At 67.9% G+C, this 11,884-nt stretch carries 10 protein-coding genes; 2 read left to right on the forward strand and 8 right to left on the reverse strand.

The features are described from left to right. Positions 1–282 precede the first annotated feature (282 nt). Positions 283–1,917: a fatty acyl-AMP ligase gene (locus tag A5781_RS02140; protein WP_067200507.1), complete on the forward strand. Its 1,635-nt coding sequence runs from the start codon at positions 283–285 to the stop codon at positions 1,915–1,917. A 30-nt stretch (positions 1,918–1,947) separates the two neighbouring features. On the opposite strand, the gene pth is transcribed toward A5781_RS02140, so the two are convergent. The 4 genes from pth to A5781_RS02160 all read right to left on the reverse strand — a co-directional run bounded on the left by pth (position 1,948) and on the right by A5781_RS02160 (position 5,477). Then, the gene (gene pth / locus A5781_RS02145) at positions 1,948–2,523 is read right to left on the reverse strand and encodes an aminoacyl-tRNA hydrolase (RefSeq protein ID WP_067200428.1); all 576 of its coding nucleotides are present in this window, start codon (positions 2,521–2,523) and stop codon (positions 1,948–1,950) included. A gap of 12 nt (positions 2,524–2,535) precedes the next feature. Further along, complete coding sequence (locus tag A5781_RS02150) at positions 2,536–3,195, reverse strand: 50S ribosomal protein L25/general stress protein Ctc (RefSeq protein ID WP_067200431.1); 660 nt, start codon at positions 3,193–3,195, stop codon at positions 2,536–2,538. A gap of 139 nt (positions 3,196–3,334) precedes the next feature. Next, on the reverse strand, positions 3,335–4,216 hold the full coding sequence (locus A5781_RS02155) for an oxidoreductase (protein WP_067200435.1): 882 nt from the start codon (positions 4,214–4,216) through the stop codon (positions 3,335–3,337). Positions 4,217–4,241: 25 nt separating this feature from the next. Continuing rightward, positions 4,242–5,477 carry a cytochrome P450 gene (locus A5781_RS02160; RefSeq protein ID WP_067200510.1) on the reverse strand — a complete coding sequence of 412 codons (1,236 nt, stop codon included), beginning with the start codon at positions 5,475–5,477 and terminating at the stop codon, positions 4,242–4,244. A 171-nt stretch (positions 5,478–5,648) separates the two neighbouring features. Here A5781_RS02160 and A5781_RS02165 point away from each other — a divergent pair, with 171 nt between their 5' ends. Further along, positions 5,649–8,969, forward strand: a complete 3,321-nt coding sequence (locus A5781_RS02165) for a LuxR family transcriptional regulator (RefSeq protein ID WP_067200514.1) — start codon at positions 5,649–5,651, stop codon at positions 8,967–8,969. Between the two features lie 33 nt (positions 8,970–9,002). Here A5781_RS02165 and A5781_RS02170 read toward each other — a convergent pair whose 3' ends face one another. From A5781_RS02170 to A5781_RS02185, 4 genes are all read right to left on the reverse strand, one after another. Then, entirely contained in the window at positions 9,003–9,650 is a 648-nt protein-coding gene (locus A5781_RS02170; protein ID WP_067200438.1) for an LpqN/LpqT family lipoprotein, read from the reverse strand. After that, a complete protein-coding gene (gene arsC / locus A5781_RS02175; protein ID WP_067200442.1) occupies positions 9,647–10,003 on the reverse strand; it encodes an arsenate reductase (glutaredoxin) in 357 nt (118 codons plus the stop codon). The genes A5781_RS02170 and arsC overlap by 4 nt, the downstream gene beginning before the upstream one ends. After that, positions 10,003–10,983 (reverse strand): ribose-phosphate diphosphokinase, encoded by a 981-nt coding sequence (locus tag A5781_RS02180; RefSeq protein ID WP_067200445.1) that lies wholly within the window; start codon positions 10,981–10,983, stop codon positions 10,003–10,005. Before A5781_RS02180 ends, arsC begins: the two co-directional genes overlap by 1 nt. A 91-nt stretch (positions 10,984–11,074) precedes the next feature. Continuing rightward, positions 11,075–11,884 (reverse strand): DapH/DapD/GlmU-related protein (locus A5781_RS02185; protein ID WP_304441357.1); only part of this gene is annotated, 810 nt, incomplete at its 5' end.

Below are 11,884 nucleotides of genomic sequence, written 5' to 3' on the forward strand. Positions count from 1 at the left end.
GGAGTTTAAGATATGCGCGGTGACGAGTCGCGCTGAGCAAGATCACTCATTATCGTCGTCCGCCGGGGTCTCCGGCGGGCGACTGATGCTTCGGGCCCACCGGCGGTTTTCGGGCCCGCTTCGCGCTTATGCGCCGGCCGAACGGCAGGTAGCCGACTCATCGCCGATTCGAGACCTAACCGCTGCCCGACTGTGTTTGCGCGCCTGTTCCGAAGCGTTACCCAGTGGGCGGAATATGAAATCCCGGGCGTTGCGCCAAGCGCCGGAATCGAGGAGGTTTGCGTGAGCAGGTTTACCGAGAAGATGTACCGCAATGCCCGGAACGCGACGACGGGCATGGTCACCGGTGAACCGCACGAACCGGTCCGGCACACCTGGGGCGAGGTCCACGAACGCGCCCGTCGCATCGCGGGCGGCCTGGCCGCCGCCGACATCGGCCTGGGCGACGCGGTCGGCGTGCTCGCCGGCTTCCCGGTGGAGATCGCCCCGACGGCCCAGGGCCTGTGGATGCGCGGGGCCAGCCTGACCATGCTGCACCAGCCCACGCCGCGCACCGACCTGGTCGTGTGGGCCGAGGACACCATGACCGTCATCGGCATGATCGAGGCCAAGGCCGTCATCGTCTCCGAGCCCTTCCTGGTGGCCATCCCGGTGCTCGAGGAGAAGGGCGTCAAGGTCCTCACCGTCGCCGACCTGCTGGCCTCGGAGCCGATCGACCCGATCGAGGTCGGCGAGGACGACCTGGCGCTGATGCAGCTGACGTCCGGATCGACCGGATCGCCCAAGGCCGTGCAGATCACCCACCGCAACATCCACTCCAACGCCGAGGCCATGTTCATCGGCGCCCAGTACGACGTCGACAAGGACGTCATGGTCAGCTGGCTGCCCTGCTTCCACGACATGGGCATGGTCGGCTTCCTCACCATCCCGATGTACTTCGGCGCGGAGCTGGTCAAGGTCACGCCGATGGACTTCCTGCGCGACACGCTGCTGTGGGCCAAGCTGATCGACAAGTACAAGGGCACCATGACCGCGGCGCCCAACTTCGCCTACGCGCTGCTGGCCAAGCGGCTGCGCCGCAACGCCAAGCCCGGCGATTTCGACCTGTCCACCCTGCGTTTCGCGCTCTCGGGTGCCGAGCCCGTCGAACCCGCCGACGTGGAGGACCTGCTCGACGCCGGCAAGCCGTACGGGCTGCGGCCGTCGGCGATCCTGCCGGCCTACGGGATGGCCGAGACCACGCTGGCCGTGTCGTTCTCGGAGTGCGACGCCGGTCTGGTCGTCGACGAGGTCGACGCCGACCTGCTTGCCGCCCTGCGCCGCGCCGTGCCCGCCACCAAGGGCAACACCCGCAGGCTGGCGACACTGGGCCCGCTCCTGCAGGACCTCGAGGCGCGCATCATCGACGAGAACGGCGACGTGATGCCGCCGCGCGGCGTCGGTGTCATCGAGCTGCGCGGGGAGTCGCTGACGCCCGGCTACCTGACCATGGGCGGTTTCATCCCGGCGCAGGACGAAAACGGCTGGTATGACACCGGCGACCTCGGCTACATGACCGAGGACAGTCACGTCGTGGTGTGCGGCCGCGTCAAGGACGTCATCATCATGGCGGGCCGCAATATCTACCCCACCGACATCGAGCGGGCCGCCTGCCGCGTCGAGGGGGTGCGGCCCGGTTGCGCCGTCGCGGTGCGCCTGGACGCCGGCCACTCGCGCGAGACGTTCGCCGTCGCGGTCGAGTCCAACGCCTGGCAGGACCCCGCCGAGGTGCGCCGCATCGAGCACCAGGTCGCCCGCGAGGTGGTGGCCGAGGTCGACATGCGGCCGCGCAACGTCGTGGTGCTCGGGCCGGGCACCATCCCGAAGACACCGTCGGGCAAGCTGCGCCGGTCCCACTCCGCCACCCTGGTCACCTAGGCCGCGCCGACCGCCCACACGGCGGGACGTTTACCAGGCGTGGACCTGGTTCTGCGCCGGCTCCAGCCCCAGCTCGATGAGCAACTCGGTGGCGTCCGCGGCCTGCTCGCAAATGGTGGGGACCTCGCCGCGCTCGGCGGCGGTGAAGTTCTCCAACACGAACGCCGCCGGGTCTTTGCGTCCCGGCGGTCGGCCGATCCCGATGCGGACCCGCTGAAACTCCTTGGTGCCCAGCGCGGACGCCACCGAGCGCAGCCCGTTGTGGCCGCCCTCGCCGCCGCCGATCTTGAGCCGGATGCGGCCGAAGTCGAGGTCGAGGTCGTCGTGCACGACGACGGTGTCAGCCGGCGTCACCGAGTAGAACTTCGCCAACGGCCCGATCTGGCGGCCGGACTCGTTCATGTAGCAGCGCGGCTTGGCCACCAACACCGGGTGCCCCGCCAGCCGGCCGCTGACCACCTCGGCGCCGGAACGCTTGTGCACCTTGAACTTTGAGCCGAGCCGTTCGGCGAGCAGGTCGGCGACCATGAACCCGAGGTTGTGCCGGGTGCGAGCGTAGTTGTCTCCGGGATTGCCCAGGCCGACCACCAGCAACGGCTCGGCCACGGTGCGGTCCGCCTACTCGGACTCGTCCGCGGCGGCCTCGGCCTCGCCCGCTTCCTCTTCCGCGGGGGCCGCTTCGGCTTCGGCGACCTCGCCCGCACCCTCTTCCTCGAGGTCCTCGGCGGTCGGCGCGGTGACCACGTTCACCACCAGCATCTCGGGGTCGGAGATCAGGTTGACGCCCCGCGGCAGGGCGATCTGCCCGGCGGTGAACTGCGTGCCCGGCTCGGCGTCCTCGACCGAGACCGTCACGTGCTCGGGAATCGACATGGCGTCGGCCTCGATCTCGATGGTGTTGGTGTCCTGGGTGACCAGGGTGCCGGGAACGGCGTCGCCCTCGACGACGACGTTGACCTCGACGACGACCTTCTCGCCGCGGCGCACTGCGAGAAGGTCGGCGTGCTGGATGGTGCGGCGGATCGGGTGGATGTCGAGCGCCTTGGTCAGCGCCAGCTGTTCCTTGCCTTCGATGTCGAGGGTCAGCACCGCGTTGGTGCCCGCGTGGCGCAGCACGGCCGCGAAGTCGTGGCCGGGCAGCTCGAGGTGCTGCGGGTCGGCGCCGTGGCCGTAGAGCACGGCGGGAATCTTGCCTCCGCGGCGGGCCCGGCGGGACGCACCCTTGCCGGTCTCGGTTCGCACCGTGGCGGTGAGTTGGTTGCCTGCGGATTTGGCCATCGTGTCGCTCCTGTGTGCTCAATGCCTGAGTGTGGGGGCACGGCCGGGGTCGCGACAGTTCGTCGGTCTCCGTCGATAACGGTGCTGGCTGGCCAGCCACCCTCGCCGTGACGCCCGGTCAGGTTAGCGCATCCGCACCTCAGAGCGGAAATTTGGTGCCGGTGAGCTGCTCAGACAGCTTCCACAGTGCCGCCGCCATCGCCGGGTCCTGCGCCCGACGGCTGCGCCCGACCGCTTGGGTGCGACCGGTTTGACCGAACCGCGGGCCGACGAACGTATCGCCCGGCAGATCCTGCGAGGCCGCGTACAGCGTTTGCCGGGCGCCGAAGTCTGCGTCGGTGGCCACCACCCGGGTGACGGCCGACATCAGTGCGTCGCCCAGCTTGCGGCCCGAGGCGCCCTGCAGGTTGGTGTGCGAGTAGCCCGGGTGGGCGGCCAGTGCGCGCAGCGTCGAACCGGCCGCGTCCAGGCGTCGCTGCAGCTCGCTGGTGAACAGCAGGTTCGCGAGCTTGGACTGGCTGTAGGCCAGCCAGGGCGAGTATCGCCGCCGCTCCCAGTTCAGGTCGTCGAGGCTGATCCGCCCCGGCCAGTGCGCCATCGACGACACCGTGACCACCCGGTCGGTGAGCTTGGGCAGCAGCAGGTTGGTCAGGGCGAAGTGGCCGAGGTGGTTGGTGCCGATCTGGCTCTCGAACCCATCGACGGTCCGGGCGTACGGGGCGGCCATGATGCCCGCGTTGTTGATCAGCACGTCGACCTTGTCGACGCCGTCGGCGAACTCCCGCACCGACGACAGATTCTGCAAGTCGAGTGCGCGCACCTCGACCGGGCCGGTGTGCGAACCCCGGATCTGCAGCGCGGCCTTCTCGCCCTTGCGAACGTCGCGGACCGCCATGACGAGCGTGGCGCCACGCCGCGCCAGCTCGCGGGCGGTCACCGCGCCGAGCCCGCTGTTGGCTCCGGTGACGATCACGGTGCGCCCGGCGAACGACGGCAGGTCTGCGGCGGTCCAGTTGGTCATGGCTGACGAGCCTAATAGGACTCCCTCAGTGCCCGGTGTCGAACTCCAGCGGCACCGTGGTGGGCCCGGTGATGCCGGTGATGGCCCTCCACCGCGCGGGGCCGGCTGCGCGGGGATTGGGCATGCGCTGGGTGATGACGCGAAGCGCCTCTGTCAGCTCCAAGCGCGCCAGGTGGGCGCCGAGGCAGTAGTGCACGCCGCCGCCGAAGGTGAGCATGGGCGCGGCGCCCTCGCGGGTGATGTCGAGGTGGTCCGGGCGGTCGTAGACACTCGGGTCGCGGTTGGCCGCGGCGGTGTTGGCCAGCACGAGCGTGCCTGCGGGGATGCGAATCCCGGCCAGGTCGACGTCTTCGGCGGCCCGCCGGATGGTGCCGAGAATGATCGGCCAGTAACGCATCAGCTCGTGAACCGCGTTGGCCGCCAGCTCGGGACGCCGGGCGAGCAACGCCCATTGGTCGGGGTGTGCGCAGAGCGCCTGCACCGCCGCCGCGAGCTGGTTGCGCGTGGTGTCGGTGCCGGCCCCCAGCAGCGTGCCGCACAGCATGAGTAGGTCGTCGTGGGTGAGCCGGTCGCCGTCGTCCTCGGCGCGGATGAGGTCTGAGACGAGGTCGTCGGTCAGTGATGCGCGCCGGCGGGCGATCAGGTCTTCGAGGTAGGCGTCGAGCTGGTCCCAGGCGGCCAGGATCGCCGGACCGTCCTCGGCGACGTTCCAGTCGAACAGTTTCTTGATGTCGTCGGTCCAGTCGGAGAACAGCTGCCAGTCCTCGGGCGGCGCACCGAGCAGGGCGCAGATGATCGGGGTGGGGTAGCGGCGGGAGATGTCGGAGACGACGTCGCAGTGCCCGACCTCGGTCAGCGGATCGACCAAGCCGTTGATCACCTCGACGATCAGCGAACGCAGCCGCTCGGCACCACGCGGCGCGAACGCCTTGGATACCAGCCGGCGCAGCCGGTGGTGCTGGGCACCGTCGAGTCCGAGGATGTTGGCGGTCGCCCTGTCCCACAACGGCCCGGAGGTGACGCCTTGCAGGTCGAGTCCGAGGCCGTGGGCGGTGATGAAGCGAGGATCCCGCAGCACCTGGTGGACCACTTCGTAGCCCAGTACCTCCGGCCCGCGCGGCCCCATGGCGATCGGGGACTGCTCACGGGCGGCGGCGATGGCGCGATGCGCCTCGTCGGGATCGGTGAGGTGGTCATAGCAAAAGAAGGGCACCCCGGCGTCGAACACGTTCGGGCACTCGCTGGTTTGGACGGTGGTCATGGCGGTCTCCTCGGTCGGCGTTGAGTCGACTATCGGGGAGCGGGAGACGAAGACCATCCGCCGCAGCGCGTAGATGTGCGCCCGGGGGGTCGTAGATCCCGGTGCTGGTCGATGCTGCACTGCGCGCTATGGCCGATGTTTTGCCTCGCCGAGGACGCGATCCTGGCTAGCATGAGCCAAAGTGCGAAGAAACCTCCGCTAACCTGGAGCGATTTTGGCGTGAGCGATTTGCTGCCGACCGGAACGGTGACGTTGCTGTTGGCCGATGTCGAGGGCTCGACGCGGCTATGGGAAACCCAGCCCGCGCAGATGACCGATGCGCTCGCTCGGCTGAACACGGCTGTGAACGAATCGGTCGGTGTTCATGACGGGGTGCGGCCGCTCGAACAGGGCGAGGGTGACAGCTTTGTGGCCGCGTTCGCCCGGGCGTCCGACGCGGTGGCATGCGCGCTGGAGCTGCAGCGGGCCCCATTGGCGCCGATCCAGGTGCGCATCGGGATACATACCGGCGAAATACAGTTGCGCGACGACAGCAACTACGCGGGCCCCACCATCAACCGCACCGCGCGACTGCGCGACCTTGCCCACGGCGGGCAGACGGTGTTGTCGAGCGCGACCGAATCGTTGATTGTCGATCGGCTACCCGACGGTGTGTGGTTGGCCGACTTGGGCAGTTATCCGCTGCGTGATCTGCCACGCCCCGAACGCGTCGTGCAACTGTGCCACGCGGATTTGCGCAACGACTTCCCGCCGCTTCGGGTCCGCCAGATCGCGGTGTCGCACAACCTGCCGGCCCAGCTGACGACTTTTGTTGGGCGCCAGGCACAGGTGACGGAGTTGCGTCAGTTGGTGGTCGAGAACCGGCTGGTGACCTTGACCGGTGCCGGAGGAGCGGGCAAGACCCGTCTTGGGATGGAACTCACCTCACTGCTGACACGCGAGTTTTATGACGGGGTGTGGTACATCGACCTGGCACCGATCACCAATTCGGCGGTAGCACCGGTGACCGTGGCCCGTAGCCTAGGCCTGCCCGATCAGCCGGGTCGCTCCACGATGGAGTTGCTGCAACGGTTCTTCAGCGAAAAAAAGATGCTGCTGCTGCTCGACAATTGTGAGCACTTGCTGGACGCGTGCGGGACCCTGGTCATCGAATTGCTCGCGGCCTGCCCGCAGCTGACGGTCTTGGCCACGAGCCGCGAGCCACTCGGCGTGCCCGGCGAGTTGAGCTGGCGCGTTCCGTCGTTGAATGTTGCCGACGAGGCCGTGGAACTATTCGCCGACCGTGCCCGGCGGGCCCGCCCCGAATTCGCCATAACCGCGGACAACACCGCGGTGGTCGAAGAGATCTGCCGGCGGCTGGACGGTATGCCGTTGGCGATCGAGCTGGCCGCCGCGCGGGTTCGTGCGTTGTCGCCGGCGCAGATCGCGGACAGTCTGCACGATAGATTCCGGCTGCTGACGGGGGGTGCGCGTACCGCGGTGCGTCGCCAACAGACACTCTGGGCCTCCGTGGACTGGTCGCATGCGCTGCTCACCGAACCGGAGCGGGTCTTGTTTCGCCGGCTCGCGGCGTTCGCCGGAGGGTTCGACCTGGACGCCGCCCAGGCGGTCGGCGCCGACAGCGAAGTGGAGCGTTACCAACTGGTGGACCAACTCAGCCTGCTGGTCGACAAATCACTGGTGGTCGCCGACGACACCGGCGACGGGATGCGGTATCGGTTGTTGGAGACGGTGCGCCAATATGCGCAGGAAAAGCTCGGCGAGTCCGGCGAGGCCGACGAGGTGCGCACCCGTCACCGCGATTACTACACCGCCACCGCGGCCAAGTTGGAGTCGTGCCGCGATGCCGACGACGAGTTGCTGTTGGTCTGGGCGCAAACCGAGATCGACAACCTGCGGGCGGCATTCATGTGGAGCCGCGAGAATTCCGAACTCGAGACGGCGCTGCGGCTGGTGTCGACGCTGCAGCGGGTCTGGATAGCTTGCGGTCGTTTCCGTGAAGGGCTGGCCGCGTTCGAGTTGGTGTTGAGCGACGACCGCTGCTCGGAGGTCGAATCGGCGGTGTGGATCGGCGCGGTGGCCGATCAGAGCACGCTCACTGGGTGGGCGGTCGTCCCCGCCAATGAGGATCGGGCAAGGGACGCCCTGGCTGCCGCGCGCGAACTCGAAGACCCGGCGCTGCTCGCACGGGTCCTGATGGGGTGCGCGACCGTCGCCTTCTATAACCCGGAGCTGGCCGACTGCTACCTTGCCGAGGCCACGGAACTGGCCCGCGCGGCCGGTGATCGCTGGATCCTGTGCCAAATTCTCAGTTACCGAGCAACCACGGGCTCCTTGGCAGGTGAACCGACCGGCGCGCGCGCCGCGGCCGAGGAAGGGCGTGACATCGCCGACACGCTAGGCTTCGGGTTTTTCTCGCGTCACTCCCGAGCGTGGCTCTGCATCTCGCTGATGATGCAGGGAAACCTGGGCTACGCGGCTCGGGTCGCAGCTGACCTGGTCGAAGAGGCCGAAGCGGCCGGGGACAAGCCGATGAAAGTCTTCGGCGACGTGGCTCGAACCGTGGTCCTCACTCACCAAGGACAGGCGGTTTCCGCTCAAACGGCGATCGAATCCGCCCGAGTCATCGGCGAGGCGCTGGGTGGTCAGTGGGCGGACACGGTGAGTGCGGTCTCCGCGCAGGCTGCGCTGGCGGCCGGCGACGCCGCCCGAGCCTGGGACGCCGCAAAAGGGGCATGGCAACACACCGTGCCCGCGCGCGAAGTGTTCATCAGAAGCATCAATCCATTGGCAGAGGCCGCACTGGCGTGCGGTGATTTGATCAGTGCACGCAGCTGGGCCGACGACTGCGTCGGCGTGGCACCAGGCTGGCACCAAGTGGTCGCGTGCACCGTTCGCGCTTTTGTCGCGATCGAGCAAGGTGAGCCGGACCAGGCCGAGCGTGATGTTCACGAAGCCCTTGTGGCCGCCACTCGTTCCCGGGGATATATGCGCGTGGCAGACACACTGGAGTGCCTGGCCCGCCTCGCGGTCGAAGGTGGCAATCACGCATATGCGGCGCGCCTGTTAGGCGCATCGGACGGCATCCGGCAGCGAATGGGGCATGCCCGTTACCCGATGTATGAACCCGGCTACGGCAGTACGGTGGCGACGGCCCGCAACGGTTTGGGCGAGAACGATTTTGGCCTTATGTGGGCTGAAGGTGCGGCGCTGTCCGCCGAGGAGGCCATCGCCTTCGCGCGCCGCGGACGGGGCGAGCGTAAACGGCCTGCGAGTGGTTGGGCTTCGCTGACGCCTATGGAAAGCGATGTTGTGCGTCTGGTCAGAGAAGGCTTGGGCAACAAGGAGATCGGCACACGGCTGTTCATCTCACCGCGCACGGTGCAGACGCACCTGACCCACGTCTACGCCAAGCTCGGCATTGCCTCGCGCGTCCAGCTCGTCCAGTTGTCGCTCGGAGGCGGGCAAAACACGGAGTCCTTCGCGCAGTGATCGAGGTGACCGAAGTGGCGCAGACGTGGCCAGTCACTTCGCCGCGACGACAAATCCTCGCATGATCGCCTCGATGTCGGTCGACTGCGCGACCGCCTCGTTGGCCAGGCCGGTAATGGTCAGCTGAACCAGGTATCGCTGCTTGGCGGGCGGGGAACCGGTGGCGATGACGATCCGGTTGAAGCTGTGCAGCCGTGTGCCATCCAAGTCGTAGCTGCCCTGAATCATCGACGAGGGGAAGCCGTTGTAGGGCGTCGTCGAGGCGTCCAGCTGCTTGAAGTCCTCGAACAATTGGGCGTCGTCGTTGCCGTGCTGGATCACCTGGGCGGCATCGAAGTCGCCGTGCAGGAGGAACACCACGAGTCTGGCGGTCGGATACTTGCCGCCCTTGGAGATCATCAGCGTCTTCGGGGAGATGTGCGGATTGTTCGCCACCGACCAGCCCGGGGGAGTCGGTATCGACACCGTCAGGTCGGGCAGGTTGCCCGGCGCGACTTGCTCGCCGGTCACGCCGATGTTCTGCAGATATTGCGACAGCGGCACGGGCTTGGCCACCCGTGTCGTGGTGGTCGTGGTTGTCGGCGTCGTGGACCAGATCGATTGATAGTCGGGCGTTTTCGGACTGCACGCCACCGCTGGCAGCGTCAGCGCAATGGCCGCGGCCGCGCAGGCACGTCTCACAGAATCTCGCGGACCGTGTCGACCGGCCGAGCCAGCCGGGTGCCCTTCTGCGTGACGACGAACGGTCGTTCGATCAGGATCGGGTGTTCGACCATGGCGTCGAGCAACTGGTCGTCGGTCGCATCGGCGAGATTGAGCTCGGAGTACAGCGATTCCCGCTTGCGCACCGCGGTGCGCACGTCGATCCCGGCGTCGTTGATCATCTGCACCAGTTCGTCGCGCGACGGCGGGTCCTTCAAGTACTCGACGATGGTCGGCTCGAACCCACTGTCGCGCAAGAGATCCAACGTGTTTCGCGAGGTGCTGCACCGGGGATTGTGGTAGATGACCGCCTCGCCTGGCCGTGCAGCCACTAGGCGTCCCCGTCGAATAGCCCCGTGACGGAGCCGTTTTCGAAGACGGCGCGAATGGTGCTGGCCAACAGCGGCGCGATGGACAGGACGGTGAGCTGGGGGAAGCGCTTCTCCTCGCCGATCGGCAGCGTGTTGGTGACGATCACCTCGCGAGCACCCGAGGCCGCGAGCCGCTCGGCGGCCGGGTCGGACAGCACGCCGTGGGTGGCCGCGATGATGACGTCGGCGGCGCCGTCATCGCGCAACAGCTGCACAGCGCCGGCAATGGTGCCGCCGGTGTCGATCATGTCGTCGATCAGCACGCAGGTCCTGCCCTGCACCTCGCCGACGACGCGGTTGGACACCACCTGGTTGGGCACCCGAGGATCCCGGGTCTTGTGGATGAAGGCCAGCGGGACGCCACCCAATGCGTCGGCCCACTTCTCGGCGATGCGCACCCGCCCGGAGTCTGGGGAGACGACCACCATGTTTCCGTCCGGGTAGTTGTCCCGGATGTAGCCGGTGAGCAGGTTCTGCCCGCGCATGTGGTCGACCGGGCCGTCGAAGAAACCCTGGATCTGGTCGGTGTGCAGGTCCACGGTCACGATCCGGTCGGCGCCCGCCGTCTTGAGCAGGTCGGCGACCAGTCGCGCCGAGATCGGTTCGCGGCCGCGATGCTTCTTGTCCTGGCGGGCGTAGGGGTAGAACGGCATGACGGCGGTGATCCGCTTGGCGCTGCCCCGCTTGAGCGCGTCGATCATGATCAGCTGTTCCATCAGCCAGTCGTTCACCGGCGCCGGGGCCGACTGCAGGACGAACGCGTCGCACCCGCGGACCGACTCGTTGAACCGGACGAAGATCTCGCCGTTGGCGAACTCCCGCGCCGTCTGAGCGGTGACGTGGACGTCGAGCTCCTTTGCCACCTGCTCGGCCAACTCCGGGTGTGCACGGCCGGAGAAGAGCATCAGGTTTTTGCGGTTGTCGGTCCAGTCGTGGCTCAACGCGCTGCCCTCGCCGTTCGGATCAGAAGTGGATGGCCAATCGTACGTAGCGAATGGTACGGAAATGTGGCCGGGTTACCAGATACCAAAGTCACGATGTCGATTCGGGCTCGGATGTGTCGCCGGTGGCCCCGGCTGGTTTTCGGGTGGCCTTTTCGGCCGCTTCGGCGGCCGCGCTGCCCGGCCGTTTGCGCTGCACCCAGCCCTCGATGTTGCGTTGCGGTCCGGCGGACACCGCCAGTGCGCCCGGGGGGACGTCGTCGCGGACCACGGTTCCCGCGCCGGTGTACGCCCCGTCCCCGACCGTCACCGGGGCGACGAACATGGTGTCCGACCCGGTGCGCACGTGCGAGCCGATCGTAGTGCGCCGCTTGTTGGTGCCGTCGTAGTTGACGAAGACGCTGGACGCTCCGATGTTGCTGTGCTCGCCGATGTCGGCGTCGCCGACGTAGGTCAGGTGCGGAACTTTCGTGCCGGTGCCGATCGTCGAGTTCTTGGTCTCGACGAACGCGCCGAGCTTGCCGTCGTCGCCCAACACCGTCCCGGGCCGCAGGTAGGTGAAGGGGCCGACCGTGGCGCCGGCGCCGATGGCCGACGAGGTGCCGTGGGTGCGCACCACCGATGCGCCGTCGCCGACGGTGACGTCGGTGAGCGTGGTGTCGGGGCCGACGACGCAGTGGCCGCCGAGCTGGGTGCGGCCCAGCAGCTGGGTGCCGGGGTGGATGACGGTGTCGCGGCCGATCGTGACGTCGACGTCGATCCAGGTGGTCGCGGGGTCGACGATGGTCACCCCGGCCATCTGGTGGGCGGCGACGATCCGCCGGTTGAGTTCGGCGCCCAGTTGCGCGAGCTGGACGCGGTTGTTGACGCCGGCGACCAGGGCGCTGTCGTCGACGCGCTG

The sequence above is a fragment of the Mycobacterium sp. 852002-30065_SCH5024008 genome (assembly GCF_001665645.1).
Taxonomy (GTDB): domain Bacteria; phylum Actinomycetota; class Actinomycetes; order Mycobacteriales; family Mycobacteriaceae; genus Mycobacterium; species Mycobacterium paraffinicum.

What these genes read in the sequence shown, in the direction of transcription:
- A5781_RS02150 (WP_067200431.1), bottom strand. Translation starts at nt 3,195, where the DNA reads ATGGCCAAATCCGCAGGCAACCAACTCACCGCCACGGTGCGAACCGAG.
- A5781_RS02155 (WP_067200435.1), bottom strand. Translation starts at nt 4,216, where the DNA reads ATGACCAACTGGACCGCCGCAGACCTGCCGTCGTTCGCCGGGCGCACC.
- A5781_RS02160 (WP_067200510.1), bottom strand. Translation starts at nt 5,477, where the DNA reads ATGACCACCGTCCAAACCAGCGAGTGCCCGAACGTGTTCGACGCCGGG.
- A5781_RS02165 (WP_067200514.1), top strand. Translation starts at nt 5,649, where the DNA reads ATGAGCCAAAGTGCGAAGAAACCTCCGCTAACCTGGAGCGATTTTGGC.